16 protein-coding genes are annotated in these 18,632 nt (G+C 68.8%); 15 read left to right on the top strand and 1 reads right to left on the bottom strand.

The features are described from left to right. Positions 1-40 precede the first annotated feature (40 nt). From AAEX57_RS00505 to AAEX57_RS00480, 6 genes are all read left to right on the top strand, one after another. Complete coding sequence (locus AAEX57_RS00505) at positions 41-1,603, top strand: hypothetical protein (protein ID WP_342090274.1); 1,563 nt, start codon at positions 41-43, stop codon at positions 1,601-1,603. Beyond that, positions 1,600-2,805, top strand: coding sequence for an MFS transporter (locus tag AAEX57_RS00500; RefSeq protein ID WP_342090273.1), 1,206 nt, complete (start codon positions 1,600-1,602; stop codon positions 2,803-2,805). Before AAEX57_RS00505 ends, AAEX57_RS00500 begins: the two co-directional genes overlap by 4 nt. Positions 2,806-2,860: 55 nt before the next feature. Continuing rightward, positions 2,861-3,547 (top strand): response regulator transcription factor, encoded by a 687-nt coding sequence (locus tag AAEX57_RS00495; protein WP_342090272.1) that lies wholly within the window; start codon positions 2,861-2,863, stop codon positions 3,545-3,547. Positions 3,548-3,716: 169 nt separating this feature from the next. Continuing rightward, positions 3,717-5,063, top strand: coding sequence for a sensor histidine kinase (locus AAEX57_RS00490; protein WP_342090368.1), 1,347 nt, complete (start codon positions 3,717-3,719; stop codon positions 5,061-5,063). A 64-nt stretch (positions 5,064-5,127) separates the two neighbouring features. Next, complete coding sequence (locus AAEX57_RS00485; RefSeq protein WP_342090271.1) at positions 5,128-6,498, top strand: APC family permease; 1,371 nt, start codon at positions 5,128-5,130, stop codon at positions 6,496-6,498. Positions 6,499-6,747: 249 nt separating this feature from the next. After that, on the top strand, positions 6,748-7,926 hold the full coding sequence (locus AAEX57_RS00480) for an AI-2E family transporter (protein ID WP_342090270.1): 1,179 nt from the start codon (positions 6,748-6,750) through the stop codon (positions 7,924-7,926). Between the two features lie 19 nt (positions 7,927-7,945). On the opposite strand, the gene AAEX57_RS00475 is transcribed toward AAEX57_RS00480, so the two are convergent. Beyond that, positions 7,946-8,935, bottom strand: a complete 990-nt coding sequence (locus tag AAEX57_RS00475) for a DNA-3-methyladenine glycosylase family protein (protein WP_342090269.1) — start codon at positions 8,933-8,935, stop codon at positions 7,946-7,948. 21 nt (positions 8,936-8,956) lie between these two features. Between AAEX57_RS00475 and AAEX57_RS00470 the strand changes: the two genes are divergently transcribed. From AAEX57_RS00470 to ccsB, 9 genes are all read left to right on the top strand, one after another. After that, positions 8,957-10,387, top strand: coding sequence for a YibE/F family protein (locus AAEX57_RS00470; RefSeq protein WP_342090268.1), 1,431 nt, complete (start codon positions 8,957-8,959; stop codon positions 10,385-10,387). A gap of 124 nt (positions 10,388-10,511) precedes the next feature. After that, positions 10,512-11,435 (top strand): sensor histidine kinase, encoded by a 924-nt coding sequence (locus tag AAEX57_RS00465; protein ID WP_342090267.1) that lies wholly within the window; start codon positions 10,512-10,514, stop codon positions 11,433-11,435. Next, entirely contained in the window at positions 11,432-12,115 is a 684-nt protein-coding gene (locus tag AAEX57_RS00460) for a response regulator transcription factor (protein ID WP_342090266.1), read from the top strand. Before AAEX57_RS00465 ends, AAEX57_RS00460 begins: the two co-directional genes overlap by 4 nt. A 186-nt stretch (positions 12,116-12,301) precedes the next feature. Then, positions 12,302-12,796: a cytochrome c nitrite reductase small subunit gene (nrfH, locus tag AAEX57_RS00455; protein WP_342090265.1), complete on the top strand. Its 495-nt coding sequence runs from the start codon at positions 12,302-12,304 to the stop codon at positions 12,794-12,796. Positions 12,797-12,802: 6 nt separating this feature from the next. Continuing rightward, the gene (locus tag AAEX57_RS00450) at positions 12,803-14,365 is read left to right on the top strand and encodes an ammonia-forming cytochrome c nitrite reductase subunit c552 (protein WP_342090264.1); all 1,563 of its coding nucleotides are present in this window, start codon (positions 12,803-12,805) and stop codon (positions 14,363-14,365) included. A 217-nt stretch (positions 14,366-14,582) separates the two neighbouring features. After that, positions 14,583-15,512: a tetratricopeptide repeat protein gene (locus AAEX57_RS00445; RefSeq protein ID WP_342090263.1), complete on the top strand. Its 930-nt coding sequence runs from the start codon at positions 14,583-14,585 to the stop codon at positions 15,510-15,512. 12 nt (positions 15,513-15,524) lie between these two features. Next, positions 15,525-16,214 carry a cytochrome c biogenesis CcdA family protein gene (locus AAEX57_RS00440; protein ID WP_342090262.1) on the top strand — a complete coding sequence of 230 codons (690 nt, stop codon included), beginning with the start codon at positions 15,525-15,527 and terminating at the stop codon, positions 16,212-16,214. Positions 16,215-16,224: 10 nt separating this feature from the next. Further along, positions 16,225-17,736: a cytochrome c biogenesis protein ResB gene (locus tag AAEX57_RS00435; protein ID WP_342090261.1), complete on the top strand. Its 1,512-nt coding sequence runs from the start codon at positions 16,225-16,227 to the stop codon at positions 17,734-17,736. Further along, the gene (gene ccsB / locus AAEX57_RS00430; RefSeq protein ID WP_342090260.1) at positions 17,729-18,586 is read left to right on the top strand and encodes a c-type cytochrome biogenesis protein CcsB; all 858 of its coding nucleotides are present in this window, start codon (positions 17,729-17,731) and stop codon (positions 18,584-18,586) included. Before AAEX57_RS00435 ends, ccsB begins: the two co-directional genes overlap by 8 nt. The last annotated feature ends 46 nt before the right edge of the window (positions 18,587-18,632 follow it).

The following is an 18,632-nucleotide window of genomic DNA, read 5'->3' as shown; positions in this document are numbered from 1 at the left end:
TCAGGTTCCCCCAAGCCAGAGCGCTGACTAGTCTGGCTGCATGACCATGTACCTCGTCGGAGGCGGCCCCGCCGACACCCTAGACAGCGTCCACGACCAGTTCGTCGAGTCCGCAAAGAAGCGTGGCACCCGGATTGCGATCGCCCTGCTGGGTACCCAGGAGGAGGTGGGCGACGCACTGGCCGGGTACGCGGATCCGATCAGCGCGCGCTGGCCGGAGGCGGAGATCGTGCCGGTCTGGCTGGATGACGAGCCGGATGCGTCGCAGAACACCACGGCCTGGCCCGAGGCACCCGAGGAACTCGCAGCTCTGGTGGTGGCCGGCGGCTGGACCCCCGGCTACCTGGATGCGCTGCGTCCGCACCGGGATCTGATCGCCAAGCTGGTGCGTCGCGGGGTGCCCTATCTGGGCTTCTCCGCCGGCGCAATGGTGGTGGGCAAGCGGGCCATCGTGGGCGGCTGGAAGTTCCGGGGCCGCCAGATCGTCCCCGAGGTGTGGGGCGAGGGTCTGGAAGAGTTCGAGATGCGCGAGGGGCTGGGGTTGATCGGCCCCGCCGTCGACGTGCATGGGGACGTCGCCGGGCTGGGTTCCGGGCTGGCCGCGTTGGAGAAGGGCGAGGTGACCACCGTCGTCTCGATCGACGAGGGCACCTGCCTGGTGATCGACCCGGTCAGCGGACGCACCGTCGTCGAGGGCCAGCAGCGAATCCACTGGCTGACCAAGGAGGGCACCGCGATCGTGGTGCGCCATGAATCCAGCAAGGCCGAGCTGGAGCGCCATGAGGGATTCCTGGCCGCCGAACGCGAAGCGGCCCGCGCGGAGGCCGAGGCGCGACGCGAGGCGGAGCGCAAGGCTGCCGAGGAGCAGGCCGAGAAGGAGCGCCAGCTTGCGGCAGCGCGCGAGGCCCGCCAGGCCGAGCTGGCCGAGCAGCGACGCGTGGAGGCCGAACGGATCGAGGCCGAGGAGAAGGCCCGGGCCGAACGCGATGCGGAGAAGCAGCGGATCGCCGACGAGAAGGCGGAGGCCGAGCGCGTGGCCGCGGAGAAGGCCGAGGCCGAGCGCGTGGCCGCGGAGAAGGCCGAGGCCGAGCGCGTGGCCGCGGAGAAGGCCGAGGCCGAGCGCCGCGCGGCCGAGCAGGAGGCCGAGCGCGTGGCCGCGGAGAAGGCCGAGGCCGAGCGCTTGGCCGCGGTTGCCGCCGCCGAGGCTGCTGCCATCGAGGCCGAATCTGAGGAGAACCCCTCGACAAGCTCGGGGACCATGGCTGAGCCCCAGCCCGAAGCCGACGGGACCACGATGGCCGAGCCCGTCGAGGCCCCCGAGACCGAACCCGCGCAGCCCTTGCTGGAGGCCTTCGGCGGGCTGCCGTCGGGCCCGGTGGAGACCAGCACCCCGGATGCGGCCTTCGCGGAAGGGATCGGCACGGACGCGCTTGCGGATGACCCCTCGACAAGCTCGGGGACCGTGGTTGAGACCAACGCCGACTCCACGACCGCGGTTGGGACCGAGGCGATCGTCGCCGAGACCGTGCCCGAGGCAGACGCACCCCCGATGGCCGAGCCCGTCGAGGCAGCCGTGGACGAGGACGCGTCACGCCAGAAGTGACCAGCACCGGCCACCGGCCCGGGGAGAGCGGCTACCGGCGGACCACCGTCGCGCTCTTCCTGGCCGGGCTGGTGACCTTCGCCACCCTCTACTGCACCCAGCCGCTGCTGCCGACGCTGGGCACGGTCTTCGGGATCACCCCGGCCGAGACGGCGCTGAGCGTCTCCGCCAGCACCGTGACGCTTGGCATTGCGCTGCTCTTCCTCGGCCCGATCTCCGACGCGATCGGCCGCACCAAGGTGATGCTGACCAGCCTCTTTGCCTGCAGCCTGGTCACCCTGGCGACCGCCCTGAGCCCCAGCTGGCCGCTGCTGCTCGCCCTGCGGGCGCTGCTCGGCGCCTGTGTCGCTGGCCTGCCTGCGGTTGCGGTCGCCTACCTCCGGGAGGAGATCGACGCGGGAGCGGCGGGGAGAGCCACCGGTCTGTACATCGGCGGCACGGCGCTGGGCGGTATGTCGGGCCGGCTGGTCAGCGGGGCCCTGGCCGAGATCTTCGGCTGGCGGTGGGCGATCGGCGGAATCGGTCTGATGGCCCTGGCCTGCGCCCTTGCGGTGCGGATCCTGCTACCGCCCAGCCGCAACTTCACGTCGCAGCCGCTGCACCCGTCGCGGCTGACCGCCAAGACCATCGCCCTGCTGCGCAACCGGGTGCAACTGGCGTTGATGACGCTCTCCGGCTGCGGGATGGGGGCCTTCGTCGCCTGCTTCAATGCGATGGGCTTCCGGTTGGAGTCGGCGCCGTACCACCTCTCGGTGGGAATGGCCGGCATGGTCTTCCTGGTCTACGCCTTCGGCTCCTGGAGTTCCGCCCGGGCGGGCCGGGCCGCCGAGGAGCATGGGATGGCAACCGTGGCCCTGGGTGGCTTGGCGATCCACCTGGCGGGGATCGCGGTCAGCGCCGCCCGGCCGTTGTGGCTGGTGGTGCTGGGCCTGTCGCTGATCACCGTCGGCTTCTTCGCCGCGCACGGGGTGGCCAGCGGCTGGGTGGCCGCCAATGCGGTCCAGCACGGGCTGGGCACCGGGCAGGCCGCGTCGCTCTACCTGTTCGCCTACTACCTGGGCAGTTCGCTGGCCGGGACCGCGGCCGGCTGGGCGTGGAGCGGCTGGGCCTGGCCGGGGGTGACGGCCCTGACGGCGTCGCTGGTGGGCCTTGCGTTGCTGGCCGTCGCGCTGGGAACGCGTCGCCCAGCAACGCGTTACTGAGACCCGGCGACCCTCCGGTCGAGAATTGTCGGTGGGAGGTGGCAAGCTATGCCTCATGCACATCCTCGTGGTTGACGACGACCAGGCAGTCCGCGACTCCTTGGCCCGTTCCATGCAGTACAGCGGGTATGAGGTGAGTACCGCCGCCGACGGTCTGGAGGCGCTGGCCAAGCTCTCCGCGATCAAGGCCGAGGCCGTGATCATGGACGTGATGATGCCCCGGCTGGATGGCCTGGAGACCACCCGGATGCTGCGCCAGACCGGCAATGACGTGCCGATCCTGATCCTCACCGCCCGCGACGCCGTCGGTGACCGGGTGGACGGGCTGGATGCCGGCGCCGACGACTACATGGTCAAGCCCTTCGCGCTGGACGAATTGCTCGCCCGGGTGCGGGCACTGACCCGGCGGTCCCGCCCGGAGCGGGAGGCTGGCAGCGAGACGCTGGTCTTCGACGACCTGATCCTGGACACCCAGACCCGCGAGGTCTCCCGTGGCGGGCGCAAGATCAGCCTGACCCGTACCGAGTTCGCCCTGCTGCAGGTCTTCATGGAGCATCCCCGACGGGTGCTGGAGCGCGGCTGGCTGTTGAACGAGGTCTGGGGTTTCGACTTCCCCACCACCGCCAACTCCCTTGAGGTCTACATCGGCTACCTGCGTCGCAAGACCGAGACGGAGGGCGAATCGCGCCTGATCCACACGGTGCGCGGCATCGGCTACGTGCTGCGTGAAACCCCGCCGTGATCCGCCGGGGTGAACTCCCGGCGACCCATCACTTCCTGACAGGCACCTCATCGTGAATCCCCTTGACCACGCGGCTCGGCTCCTCCCCTGGGGGAACGGGACGACGCGCCGCGCGTCGCTGAGCCGACGGTTGGTGTGGCTGTCCGTGCTCGCGGTGAGCATCGCGGTGATGCTGGTGTCCACGGGTGCCTACTGGATGACCAGGTTCAGCCTGTACAACCAGCTGGACAACGAACTCATCGACGTCGCCTCCTTCTCCGCCGCGCAGATCGAGCAGGACGTGGAGAGCATGGGCGGGCTGAACGCCGATGCCCTGCGTGCCGCCAATGTGACCCTGATGCTGCTGGCCAGCGACGGCAAGGTGCAGCAGGTCAACGGAGCCTCCACTCCGATGGAGCCCGGCGACGACGAACTGGCCGTGGCCCGAATCCAGCAGGGCACAACCGCCCGCACCGTGATCGACGGCCATGGCGTCTCCTACCGGATGGTCGCGGTGCCGCAGAGCATCCAGGAGGACCGCTACGCCCTGGTGATGGCCCGGCCACTGGCCCCCACCGAACGGACCCTGGACTGGCTGTGGCTGACCATGATCACCACCGGCGGAATCGGCGTGCTGCTCTCGATCTTCCTGGGCTGGCTCTCCGCCCGGCAAGCGATGCGCCCGCTGCGCAATCTTTCCGGCGCGGTGGCCCACGTCACCGAGACCGACGAGCTGACTCCGATCGAGATCCACTCCGACGACGAACTGGGTGACCTGACCCGATCCTTCAACACCATGCTGAACTCGCTCAGCTCGTCGCGTGAACGACAGAAGCGGCTGATCGCCGACGCCGGGCACGAGTTGCGCACCCCGCTGACGTCGATGCGGACCAATATCGAGCTGTTGGTGGCCGACGAGAAGAGCGGCATGCTGCCGGAGGGCGCCCGGGGCGAGATCCTGCACGACATCGCCGCCCAGCTGGGCGAGTTCACCTCGCTGGTGGGTGACCTGGTGCAGCTCTCCCGGGAGGACAGGGTGACCGCCAATCCGGAGCCGCTGGACTTCCGCGACGTGGTGGAATCGGCCATCGTGCGCGCCAAGCGTCGCGGTCCGGGGCTGAACTTCGACGTCGAGCTGAACCCGCTCTTCCTGGTCGGTGAGCCGGACACCCTGGAGCGCGCGGTCACCAACCTGCTGGACAATGCGGTGAAGTTCTCGCCGCCCAATGGCACCATCCACGTCCACATGGACGGGGACACCCTGCGGATCGCCGACCAGGGCCCCGGCATCGCCGACGAGGACCTGCCGCACGTCTTCGACCGTTTCTACCGCTCCGACCGGGCGCGCAACACCCCCGGCACCGGCCTGGGCCTGTCGATCGTCGCCCACACGATCAATGCACACGGCGGTCAGGTCACGGCGCGACGTTCCGCCGAGGGTGGCGCGGAATTCGTCGTGCGGCTGCCGGGCCGCACCGTCGAGGAGGAGCTGTCCAGCCCCGAGGACACCGGCACCATTCCCGCGATCAAGGACTGATCCGGCGCAATTCCTCGCCTTTGGGGTGGTGTGCCGCGGCCGCTGGGCTGGTTGGCTTCGGCACATGCCTGCCACCTCCCAGCCCCTCGCTGCCTCCCCCGCTGACCAGGAATCGACGCCGCTTCGTCGCTCAGTCGGCACCTGGGCGCTCTTCCTGTTCATCCTGGGTGACGTGCTCGGCGCGGGCGTCTATGTGCTGGTCGGCGAGGTGGCCGGTACCGCCGGCGGCGCCGTCTGGGTGCCGCTGCTGGCGGCCCTGCTGCTGGCCTTGCTGACCGCGGGCAGCTATGCCGAGCTGGCGACGAAGTATCCCCGTGCCGGCGGCTCCTCGCACTACGCCCAGCGGGCCTTCGGTGACGTCGTCGGCTTCCTGGTGGGTTTCTGCATGCTGGCCGCGGGCATCGTCTCCGTGGGTGCGCTCAGTCTGGGCTTCGCCGGCGACTATCTGGCGGAATTCGTCCGTCTGCCCGTACCCCTGGTGGTGACGGTCTTCCTGGGTCTGCTGGCGGCGCTGAACCTGCGCGGTATCAAGGAGTCGATGGGCACCAATGCCGTGGCCACCGTGATCGAGGTCAGCGGACTGCTGCTGATCCTTGCCCTGGGCATCGTGGTGATGGCCCGCGGTGGCGCCGATCTGACCCGCCTGACCCAGCTCGGGACCGCGGAACACGGGCCGGTCGGCGCCGTCCTGGCCGCCTCCGTCCTGGCCTTCTACTCCTATGTGGGCTTCGAGACCTCGGTCAACCTGGCGGAAGAGGCCAGCGACCCCAGCCGCTCCTACCCGCGAGCGCTCTTCGGCGCCTTGGCGGTGGCAGGTCTGATCTATGTCGGGGTGGGGGTGGCCGCCAGCGCGATCCTGCCCACCGACGAGCTGGCCGCATCCTCGGGCCCGCTGCTGGAGGTGGTCCGCACCGCTGGGGGCGTGCCTCCGGTGTTGTTCAGCCTGGTGGCGCTGGTGGCGGTGGCCAATGGCGCCCTGCTGACCGGCATCATGAGCTCCCGGCTGGCCTACGGCATGGCCCGCGACGGGCTGCTGCCGTCGGTCCTGGGCAGGGTCCTGCCCGGACGGCAGACGCCGTGGGTGGCGATCCTGGTCACCACGGCCCTCTCGCTGCTGCTGGCGCTCACCGGGGAGGTGGCCACGCTGGCCTCCACCCTGGTCCTGCTCCTGCTGGTGGTCTTTGCCAGCACGAACCTGGCGGTGCTGGCCCTGCGCCGGGATCGGGTGGCGCACAGCCACTTCCGGGTGCCGTCGATCCTCCCGGTGCTCGGACTGGTCTCCTGCCTTGTGCTGGCCACCCGGGTGGAGGCCAGCACCTGGCGGCTGGGGCTGCCGCTGCTGGTCGCCGGCGCCCTGCTTGCGCTCGTCGCCGCCCATCGCAACCGGAGGGCGACTCCCCAGCAAGTGGATCAGTCGTCCACTTCCGAGAACTGACCTCCAGATCTCGGCCCTGGGGGCCAGGCTCCGCGGCGGGCCCGGATCTCCTAGGAATCTCGGGGTCGGTTCTCGGAAAGTCGTCGGCAGCAGGCTGCCGAGCGTAACCACCCAACACCGCCCCCTCCACCACCTCCATCGGGGTGGGAAAGGCCCACCCCTTGGGGTGTGAACGCCCTTGTGGGCTTGGTTCTGAGCGTCGGCGGCAGGCAGGCTGGCGGTGTGCACCGTGCCGAACAGACTGACCTCATGACCCGCCCTGCGCGGGGGCTTGACCTTGCCCTGCGCCTTGGCGTGCCCTTCCTGGTGACCGTGGCCTGCGCGTGGGTGGGGGTCCGACTGGTCGGCCAGGCCCGCTTCGCACTGATCCCGATCGCCATCGCGATGTTGCTCACTGCCCTGCTCAGCCCGGTGGTGCGGTGGATGCGTCGTCGCCTTCATCTGGGCAGCTATCTGGCTGGCGCCATCGCGCTGCTCACCAGCCTGGGGATCATCGTCGCCGTGCTCTGGTACGCGCTGACCGTGGTGCTGGAAGACATGGGCAGCATCACCGAACTGGCCCAGAATGTGCTGCGCGACGGGGCCGCCTGGCTGCGGGACGGGCCCTTGCACCTGGACAATGCCCAGCTGGACGAGGGCGTCGACAAGGGTCAGGAATGGCTGGCCGGTCACAGCTCCAACATCGTCAGCACCGTGATGACCTTCAGCGGCTCGCTCAGTGAACTGCTCGCGATGGCCCTGTTGGGCGTCATCAGTGCCTTCTTCTTCCTGGGCGATGGCCCCAAGATCTGGAGCAACCTGCTCTGGCTGGTGCCCGCCCGCTCCCGCACCCGTCAGTACGAGGCCTCCCGTCGCAGCTGGCGCAGCTTGGAACTCTATGCCCGCACGGCCGTGATCGTGGCGGTGATCGACGCGGTCTGCATCGGCGTCGGGGCCGCCCTGCTGAAGGTGCCCTTCCCGCTTCCGCTGGCGATGCTGGTCTTCGTCTCGGCCTTCGTCCCCTTCGTCGGCGCCATCGCCTCCGGCGCCGTGGCGGTGGTGCTCGCGCTGTTCACCGGCGGCCCCACCACGGCCCTGCTGATGGCGCTGGTGGTGCTGGCCGTGCAGCAGTTGGAGGGCAATGTGCTGCAGCCCCTGTTGATGGGGCGCGCCGTCTCGCTCCACCCCTACGCGGTGATCGTCGGGGTCAGCCTGGCCGGCTACCTGTGGAGCCTGGTCGGCGCCCTGCTGGCCGTGCCGGTGATGGCCGTCGTGATGTCCTGGTTGCGCTACCTGAACGACACCGACCCGTTCCCGCACCTTGACGACGTCGACGACGACGAGGAGAACCGGCCCTACCCGAAGCACGAGGATGACGGCCAGGGCAGCGGGTCAAGGCCGGCGCCCGTGTCGGCCACGCAGGATTCCGCCGTAGCCCACTCCGGCTGAGGTGGTCCCGCCTGCCGGATCACGGCAGGTGGGTGGGCAGACTACGTCGGGGCCCGTGCCGCTCGATCCGCGGACCACCCAAGGAGAGCAACAGCTCCACCCGATAACGCTGCCCGGCATAGGGCGCCAGCAGTTCAGCGCAGCCGTCGTCATCCAGTTGCTCGCCACACAGCGCAAAGCTGATCGCCCGGCCGACGTGGTAGTCCCCCACGCTCCACGCGTCGGGGTCGCCATGCGCCTGCTGCCGGGCGCGGGCCGACGTCCACGGGCCGATCCCCGGTAGCGAACGCAGCGCCGCGTCGGCGTCGGCGCTGGTCAGGGTGCGTTCCACCGCCCGACCGCGACGAGCGGCAGCCACCAGCGTCGCGGAGCGCTTCTGCTCCACCCCGGCCAACAGATACTCCCAGCTGGGGATCGCCGCCCATTGGTCGGCGGTCAGCGGCAGCAGCATCCCGCTGGCCGGATGACCGGCCACCCCGGCCGGGCCGGGCGCCACCGAAGCATGGCACCGGGTCAGCCGGTGGATCGCCCGGAAGGCCTCGGCGCCGGTCACCTTCTGCTCCACCACCGACGGCAGCAGGCTCTCGCAGACCAGACCGGTGGCGCCCACCCGCAGCTGGGGATGGCGTCGCAGCAATTCCTTCAGCAGAGGATGATGCGGCCTGAAGTCCAGCTGATCGTGACAACCCAGCAGCCGGGGCAGCTGCTCCAGCGCCCACTCGGCCCCCGCGCCCCAGGCCCGCGCCGCCACATCGGCCCCGTCGTCGGCCAGGCTCAGCAGCGCCGGACCACAAGGGGTATTGCTGGCCCGCCACCAGCCCTGCCCGACCCGACGATGGGTCGGATCGCCGGGGCCGCGCGCCAGCCGCCCGACGCACATCCCCAGCCGACCGGCCGCCCCCGGAATGCTCCGGGTGAGCGGCGAGGGATTGGGTAGGGTGGCCGCGTCTGCGGGCGCCACCCGGTGCCCCTCGGGGAGCAGGCGCTCCGGTTCGGTCTTGTCACTCATCGGTCAAAGGTTAGGCCCGTCATGGCACATGCACACTCCCACGCATCCTCGCGCAGCGATGATCCCGAGCTGCGACGGACCGAGCGTCGGGCCCTGGCCTGGATGGTGAGCATCCTGGTGCCGATCGCCGTGTTCACCGTCGTCGCACTGGTCTGGTTGTGGCCGCGCAATGTGCCGGCGCACATCAAGAGCGATGCCTCCAGCGTGATGGTGCCCGGCGTGACCGTGCCCAAGGGCACGGTGACCATGGTCAACGAGGTGAGCTGTGAGGGGATGACCGGCTCGGTGGCCAATGACACCCGGCAGTGCGCCAAGCTCGCCGTCCATCTGGACGAGGGGCCGGACAAGGGCCAGACGCAGGAGGTGCAGGTCACCGCCGAGGTCTACGAATCCGGCATCAAGACCGGCGACGGGGTGAAGCTTTACCGGATGCCGTCGCCCCAGGACGGCAGCATCGGCTACCAGTTCGCCGACTTCCAGCGCAGCATGCCACTGATCTTCTTCGCGGCGCTGTTCGCGGTGCTGGTGGTGGCGGTGGCCCGCTGGCGAGGCTTCGCCTCCCTGCTGGGTCTGGTCTTCGCCGGTTTCGTGATGACCAAATTCCTCTTCCCGGCGCTGATCGTCGGGCACAATCCGACGCTGGTTGGCCTGACCGCCAGCTCCGCGATCATGTTCGTGGTGCTCTACGCGGCCCACGGCTTCTCCACCCGTACCACCACCGCGCTGGTGGGCACCATGTTCGGGCTGGCGATCAGTGCCGGCCTGGGCTTCTGGGCCTCGAAGTGGGCGCACCTGACCGGCGTCTCCAGCGAGGACGACTTCCTACTGGCCACCGCCGCCCCCAGCATGCACCTGAGTTCGGTGGTGGTGTGCGGCGTGATCATTGCCGGTCTTGGTGTGCTGAATGACGTCACCATCACCCAGGCCTCCGCGGTCTGGGAACTGGCCGGTACCGGCCGCAGCCGCAAGGACCTGTTCACCGGGGCCATGCGGATCGGCCGTGATCACATTGCCTCCACGGTCTACACCACGGCCTTCGCGACGGCCGGTGCGATCCTGACCATCCTGCTGCTGCTGACCATCTACCAGCGCCCGCTGGGCGAGGTGCTCACCGGTGAGATGTTCGCCGGTGAACTGGTGCGCACCCTGGTGGGCTCGATCGGGCTGGTGCTGGCGGTGCCGGTGACCACCGCGATCGCGGTGGCCGCGGTCTCCGCGGGGCGGGCCAAACAGCCGTCCAGCCAGATTCGCCCCGAACCGCGGACCGCGCCGAAGCCGAAGGCCAAGGCGACGCCGGAACCCGCCCGCAAGCCGACGCGGGTCGCCCAGCCGGAGCGTGGCAAGGACTACTCGACGCTGACCAACATGAATGCCGTGCGCAGTGCCCGGGCCCGGCAGGCCAGCCATGAGCCCGACCTGTTCAAGCGCCCGCAGGGCCCCGACGAGGTGTGATCCGCGGGACGATCGGACTGTATCCACCGATACAGCACCCCCGATAAACCACGTCGAAACTGTGTGAATTACTCTTGGCTCGAAGGCACAGGACGACGTGCCCTGAGCGAAGGGGGTGGGGCGGGTGTCTCGACGCGAGCCGTCCGCCCCCGCGACCCAGCAGGATCTGGAGCGCTGGCTCCGGCGGCTGCGGCTGATCTCGATCATTGTCCCCGTGGCATTCGTCGCGGCCCTGCCGCTGCTGTGGCCCAGCAACACCCATGTGATCGCCGGCCTGGTCGGAGCGATCGGGGTGGTGGTCTTCAGCCGGATGATCTTCGCCTCGATCGAGCGTGGGTACAGCCAGCTGGTCACACTGCAGGAGCGTGCCCTGGCAGCCGAACGGCACAGTGCGGTACTGGAGGAACGCGAGCGGATCGCCCGAGAGATGCATGACTCCCTGGCCCAAGTGCTCTCGGTGGCCCATCTCAAGCTGCGCACCCTGGAGTGCGATCCGGATCTGGAGGCGCTGCCGCAGGTGCGCGACGAGCTGGGCGAGCTGGCCGGGCTGTGCCAGGACTCCTGCCGCGACGTCCGGGAGGCGATCCTGGGGCTGCGCGAGGCTGGCCGGACCGACCGGGGCTTCATCGAGGGCATCGAGCACTTCCTGCGCAGCTGGTCGCGCAGCAGCGGCATCCCGGCCGAGCTGACGCTGCAACTGCCCGACGAGCACACCGAGCTGCCGACCAGCCACGAGGTGCAGCTCTCCCGGGTGGTGCAGGAGGCATTGGCCAATGTGCGCAAGCACTCCGGCGCCAGCCGCGCCACCGTGCTGTTGCGTGCCGACGAGGACGGCACCCGGGTGGAGGTCAGCGACGATGGCCGGGGCTTCGACCCGTCGCTGCCGGGACGCCAGGACAGCTACGGTCTGCACACCATGCGGGAACGGGTGGAGCAGCTGGACGGCGAGTTCATCGTGCGTTCCGCACCCGGCCGGGGCACGACGGTGGTCGTCGACCTGCCTCGTCGCGAGGCCCCCGAGGCCCTGCCCGTGCGGGTGGCGCGATGACCGAGACCGCCGCGCCCATCCGGATCCTGCTGGTGGATGACCAGCCACTCTTCCGCCGGGCCATCGCCACCCTGATCGACGCCCAGAGCGACCTGACCGTGATCGGGCAGGGCAGCAATGGGCTGGAGGGCGTCGAGCTGGCGCATGAACTGCACCCCGACGTGCTGCTGATGGACGTGGAGATGCCGGTGATGAATGGCGTCGAGGCGGCGGGCCGGGTGTTGACGGACCTGCCCGGCACCAAGGTGATCCTGCTCACCGTCAGCGAGGACGACGACCACCTGCTGCCCGCCGTCCGGCAGGGGGTGCACGGCTACCTGCTGAAGGACATGCACCCCGATGAACTCTTCGACACCTTCCGCAAGGTGATGCGCGGCGAATCCCCCTTAGCCCCCGCCCTGGTCGGACGGCTGCTGGCCGAGCTGCGCGGGCAGGGGCCGGCTCCACGCCAGAGCGCCCCGGCCGAGGAACAGCAGGAGCTGAGCCAGCGGGAGCTGGAGATCCTGCAACTGGTGGCCGGCGGGCTGAGCAATCGGGAGATCGGCAGCCGGCTGTCCATCACCGAGGGCACCGTGAAGAACCATGTGCACAATGCGCTGCGCAAGCTGCACATGGACAACCGGATCCAGGCCGCGGCCTACATCGTGCGGCAGGGCCTGGGCGGTCCGCGTCGCGGCTGATCCCAGGCCCCCCACCGTGCACTGACTTGCCCAGACACTGTGCACAGGGCAGGCGGGATGTATCCAAGTTCTATCCATTGAGGGATGGTTTTGCAGCGCCAATCCCGGGAATATGTCACTACTGGGTGCCTTGCGTGCCCTCCCGACCCCGGGAGACGCACAACCGGCCTGAGCAGGAGGTACACGATGGCAGGAGGTGGCATCGTCGAGACGGTCAAAAAGTACGTCGACATGAAGACGATCGTCCTTTCACTACTCGCCATCGCCATCGGCGGGGTGATCGGCCTGGGTGTCTACACCTTCGTCTTCGCGCAGGGCCTGTCCTACTTCGGCACGGACCCCAAGACCTGCGCGAACTGCCATGCGATGAATGAGGAGTACAACGCATGGAAGGCGGGCAGCCACCACGCGGTGGCCACCTGCAATGACTGCCACCTGCCGCACGACAACATCGTGCACAAGTACTGGGTGAAGGCCGAGGACGGATTCCTGCACGGGTTGAAGTTCTCCACCGGCTGGTATCCCGAGAACATCAAGATCCGCGACGTCAACATGAAGGTCGCCGAGGCCAACTGCCTGTACTGCCACCAGGACTTGACCGAGGACATCCAGATGACGCGCACCCACGACACCAAGGTGTCGTGCACTCAATGCCACAGTGAAGTCGGTCACAGGAAGTGAACTGCCATGAGTACCGCTGAGCACAGCACAGTGCCCCCACAGGAGCCGAAGCGCCGCACCAAATTGCTGCTCGGTGCCCTGGTCCTTGCCAGCCTGCTGGTCACCCTGGTCATCGCCGCGCTGCTGGTGGACGTCGCAAAGAAGCAGACGGAGGCGAAGGACACCTACTTCAAGGCCGTCGAGCTCACCGACACCACCGTGGATCCCGCCGAGTGGGGCAAGAACTTCCCCATCCAGTACGAGATGTACAAGAAGACCTCGGAGATGGAGGCCACCGAGTTCGGCGGCTCCAACAAGACCCCGCACACGCCCGACGCCAAGGATCCGCGCACCTTCACCGCCGCGCAGGAACTGGACAAGGAGCCGCGGCTGCGCAAGCTCTGGGCCGGCTACGCCTTCGCCACCGACTACCGCGAGGCGCGCGGCCACGCGTACATGCTGGAGGACCAGCTCTACACCAAGCGGATGACCGACTTCCCGCAGCCCGGTGCCTGCATCAACTGCCACGCCTCCACCTACACGGTCTTCAAGGAGATCGGCGGCGGCGACATGATGAAGGGCTTCGACGAGACCAACCACCAGAAGTACATGGACATCCAGGGCAAGTTCAAGCACCCGATCAGCTGCATCGACTGCCATGACCCGAAGAACATGGCCCTGCGCGTCACCAAGCCGGCCTTCATCAATGGCATGAAGGCGCTCAAGGAGGGCCAGGGGATCAAGAACTACGACGTGAACAAGGACGCCACCCCGCAGGAGATGCGCTCCTTCGTCTGCGGCCAGTGCCACGTCGAGTACTACTTCAAGGGCGACGCCAAGACCCTGACCTTCCCGTGGAGCAAGGGCCTGACCGTCGACAACGAGTACGAGGCAAGCACCAGCCACGTCGACTGGACGCACAAGACCACCGGCATGCCCGGCTTGAAGGCCCAGCACCCTGACTTCGAGACCTGGAGCAATGGCATCCACGCCAAGGCCGGCGTCAGCTGCGCCGACTGCCACATGCCCTACAAGCGCGCCGGCGCCTCCAAGGTCAGCGAACACCAGGTGCGCAGCCCGATGCTGGACGTGAATGCCTCCTGCCAGACCTGCCACAAGGCCAGCGAGAAGGAGATGAAGGAGCGCGTCTCCACCATCCAGAACCGCTTCCACAAGACGATGGACCAGACCTACACCGCCGTCGACGAGCTGATCACCGACATCGAGAAGGCCCAGAAGGCCGGGGTGGCGAAGGACCGGCTGGACCAGGCCCGGCTGTACCAGCGCAAGGCGTCCTTCTACCTGGACTACTCGGAGAGCGAGAACTCCAACGGCTTCCACGCCCCGGCGTACAGCCAGCAGATCCTCGCCGACGCCATCAATGCCGCTCGCCAGGGCCAGCTGGCCCTGCTGGGCAAGGCGTCCGATCCGAAGCCGCTCGGCCTGAGCGCCGAGGGTGAGAAGAACTGGGCCGCCGCCAAGGCCAAGGCCGCCGCGGCTGCTTCCTCGGCACCGGCCACCCCGGCAGCCTCGGCCACCCCGGTGATGCCCGGCACCACACCGACGCCCGCCGCGACCACCAAGAAGTAGTCACAACCGCACAGCAGCAGGCCCGGGAACGGGGGGTGGACGCAAAGTCCACCCCCCGTTCCTGACGTCCGGAGGGCGACGGCTACAGTGAGCCGCACATGGGAATATCTCCTCTTCTTTCCGTATCTAAACGACTGATGCGGCGGGGGATCTTCCAGGCGGCGCGGCCCGGGTGACCCGGCCGGGTTGCCACACCGAGATACTCCGGGAGACGCAGATGACTACGCCACAGCAGGCCACTGGCGCCGAACGCTTCTTCGGGCTACCCGCCGGGGCGACGCCCGCCCAGGTGTCGGCCGCCCACGACAGTCTGGTCAGCTACCTGCAGCAGGCCCCCGACGACCTGCAGCCCTGGGCGGCCCGGCAGATCGGGCTGGCCCGTTCCGCCGTCGAGGCCACCCCGGGCGCAAGCGGCGCGAATGCCGCGGTGGAGGAGGACTTCTCCCTGCTCGGCCTGGACGACGAGGCCGACCAGCCGATCACCGCGCCCGTGAAGATCAACCCGCCCAAGAAGAAGGGCTGGCTGATGCCCGTCGCTCTGGCCGCAGCCAGCGCCGCCGTCGTGGTGGGCGTCTACCTGATGGGTGGCCAGCCGCAGGATCCGGGTGCGCAGGCCGCGCCGTCGGCCTCCGCCCAGATGGGCAGCACCCCCAAGCCGGTCGATCCGCAGATGGTGGCCACCCTGGAGGCCAAGATCAAGGCCAATCCCAAGGACGTGCTCTCCATGAAGGCGCTGGGCCAGATCTACGACGGCGCCAGCGAGTACGACAAGGCCGCGCACTGGCAGCAGCGGGTCACCGAGGTCACCCCGAAGGACGTCACGGCCTGGCTGGCGCTGGGCGTCGCCCAGTTCAACGGTGCCAACCTGAAGGATGCCGAGGTCTCCTGGCAGCAGGCTGCCAAGCTCGACCCCAAGCGCGCCGAGACCTTCTACAACCTGGGCTTCCTGTACATGAGCAAGAACGACATGCCCAAGGCCCGCCAGATGTGGACCAAGGTGGTCCAGATCGATCCGACGTCGGAGCTGGCCAGGACCGTCAAGTCCCACCTGGGTTCGTCGGCCTCCCCCAGCCCGGCTGCGTCGGGCGCCGGCTCCGCCGCCCCGGCCAGCTCGGCCCCCGCGGCCTCGGCATCGTCGTCGCGCTGACCGCTCACCACCATGGACAATCTCACGCTACCGATCGCGCTGCTGGCGGGCATCGTCAGCTTCGCCTCGCCGTGCTTCCTGCCGATCGTGCCCGTCTTCGTGGGCTACCTGGTGGGCACCGACGAGAGCGAACGCACGACGGGCGCCGCCCTGCGGCAGTCGCTGGCCTTCGTCGCCGGCTTCAGCGTGGTCTTCGTGGGGCTGTGGGCCTCGATCGGGCTGATCGGCTGGGTGGTGGGTGACCATCGCGACCTGCTGCGGATCATCGGCGGCGGCATCCTGGTGGTGATGGGCCTGCACGTCGCCGGCCTGGTGGAGCTCCCCTTCCTGGCCAGGACTTTCGGCGGCCCCCGCTCTGGTCGCGCTGTGCAGGCCCCCAGCCTGCGCCGCTCGGTGCTGCTGGGGCTGGCCTTCGGCGCGGGTTGGACGCCGTGCATCGGCCCGATCCTGGGCGGCATCATCGGCCTGGCCACCCAGGCCAACAGCGTCGGGCAAGGGGCGGCGCTGCTGGTCGCCTACTGCCTGGGGCTGGGCCTTCCCTTCGTCGCGGTCGCACTGGGGGCCAGCTGGGTGAGCGAGAAGCTCGCCTGGTTCACCCGCCACGAAACCGCCGTCCAGTTGGTCTCGGGAGCGCTGCTGCTGCTCACCGGCTTCCTGGTCATCACCAACCAGTTCAGCAGGCTTTCCGCCTTCGGAGTATGAGGAAGACACCATGAGTACAGCCGTGCAGTCACCCCCCGGGGCGGCCCCCGACGCCGGTGCCGACATCAGCCCCGCCGAGATGTTCCGCCGGATCTACCGACTCTTCTACAACAAGCGCTTCGGTCTGTGGCTGATCTTCGCCATGACGCTGCTCAGCCTGCTGGGCGTGCTGTTCACCCAGGTACCGGCCGAGACGCGCGCCGACCCCGCCCGCTACGCCTCCTTCCTGGAGAGCGTGCAGCCCAAGTACCGCGGCTGGACGATGCCGCTGAGCTTCCTGGGCGTCTTCCACATGTTCAGCTCCTGGCCCTTCCGGATCGTCAACATCCTGCTGGTGCTGAGCATCATCGCCTGCACCACGCACCGGCTGCCGACGCTGTGGCGCAATGCCACCAAGCCGCACACCCATGTGCGGGAGGGCTTCTTCGACCATGCCCGGACCCATCGCAGCACCGTCGTCGGCGGCGACGCCCAGGCGGTGCTGGCCGAGGCCCGCAACAAGCTCGCTCACAAGCGTTTCCGGATCATCCAGGACGACGGCCCGGACGGGCTGAACCTCTACGCCGACCGCAACCGCTGGATGCCGCTGGGCACCGCCCTTGCGCACGCGGCCTTCTGCCTGATCCTGCTGGGGGTGCTGGTGACCAACAACACCGGCTTCCATGAGGACGAGTTCACCGTCCCGGTGGGGATGGGCCCGCAGGCCGTCGGGCACGGCACCGGCCTGTCGATCGAGGCCAAGAGCTTCACCGACTCCTACCACGACGACGGCAGTCCGATGGACTATGCCGCCGAGGTGGTGCTGTACAAGGACGGCCAGAAGCTGAGGGAGCACACCCTGCGGGTCAATGCCCCGCTGAAGGAGGGACGGGTGATGTTCAACCAGTCCTACTTCGGCTTCGCGGCAGACCTGACCATCAAGGACGCCGCCGGCAAGCAATTGCTGCACCAGGGTGTCCCGCTGCAGTACCAGACCCAGGACGAGACCCAGAACTACGGCAAGGCCACCCTGTCCAACGGGATGCAGGTCTACGTCGTCGCTCCCGCATCCGGGCAGACCGACGCGCGGATCGGCCCCGGCCAGGTGATGGTGGAGCTCTACGATGCCGGCAGCACCGAGCCCAAGGCCAACCAGGTGATCAGCCAGGGCAAGCCCACCGACGTCGGTGGCGTGCAGATGACCTTCAACCGGGAGCGCCAGTTCACCGGCCTGATGGTCAGCAAGGACAATGGCGCACCGCTGGTGTGGCTCGGATCGCTGCTGCTGGTGGCCGGGATGATCTGCACCATGTTCTTCCGCCACCAGCGGTTGTGGATCCGGATCCATCCCGGTCCCGACGGCAACCAGGTGCGAGTGGCCTCCCCGGACAAGCACGACACCCTGTTCGAGAACGAGGTGACGAAATTCGTCGACTCGCTCGGCGGCACCTCGTCGGCCCCCGAACCGGCAACCGACCCCAGCACCACCGATCCCAGCACCACCGACGACAACCTGACCACTACCGGGAGCACCCATGCTTGAGATCTCGAAGTACTGCCTGGTGGCAGCCACCATCCTGGTGGGCCTGGCCGCCGTCGCCTTCCTGGCGGGGCTCACCACCGCCCGTCGCAGCCCGGTGCTGGCCACCGCCGGCGGAGGGTCGGTGCCCGTCGCCGCCCCCAGCCGCGGCGTCGCCTGGTACGGCAGCCAGCTGGCGCTGGCCGCGGCCGTGCTGATGACCATCAGCCTGGTGACCCGGGCAATCGTGGTGAAGCACGCGCCCTTCGCCAACCAGTACGAGTTTGCCTGCGCCTTCGGCTGGGGGATGCTCGCCTTCTACGTCTACTTCGAGCGTCGCCACCAGGCCCGCGCGCTGGGCATCGCGCTGCTGCCGATGGCGCTGGCCATCCTGATCTACGCCGCCACCCGCGACGACATCACCAAGCCGCTGATGCCCGCGCTGCAGAGCCCCTTCATGCTGACCGTGCACGTCTTCCTGGCGGTGCTGGGCTACGGCGCCGGCGGCGTCGCCTCGGCAGCCGGCATCCTCTACCTGCTCAAGCCAAAGGTGAACTGGGCCAGCCTGCCCAGCCGGGAGCGGCTGGACGAGCTGGGCTACCGCGCCGTCGTGTTCAGCTTCCCGCTGCTCACCATGATGAACATCCAGGGCGCCATCTGGGCCAATTCGGCCTGGGGCAAGTACTGGAGCTGGGATCCGAAGGAGACCGCCGCGCTGGTCACCTGGCTGATCTACGGCGCCTACATCCATGCCCGGGTGACCAAGGGCTGGCAGGGCAACCGCTCCGCCTGGCTGCTGATCATGGGCTTCGTGGCCATCCTGTTCACCTTCCTGGGCAACCACTTCTTCGGCGGCCTGCACTCCTACGCCTGACCCCCACCCCACCCAAGGGCTGAGCCCGTCGACGAAATCTGCCAGA

It is taken from the genome of Luteococcus sp. H91 (assembly GCF_038433135.1).
Taxonomy (GTDB): domain Bacteria; phylum Actinomycetota; class Actinomycetes; order Propionibacteriales; family Propionibacteriaceae; genus Luteococcus.
This window is presented reverse-complemented; position numbering and strand designations above follow the sequence as displayed.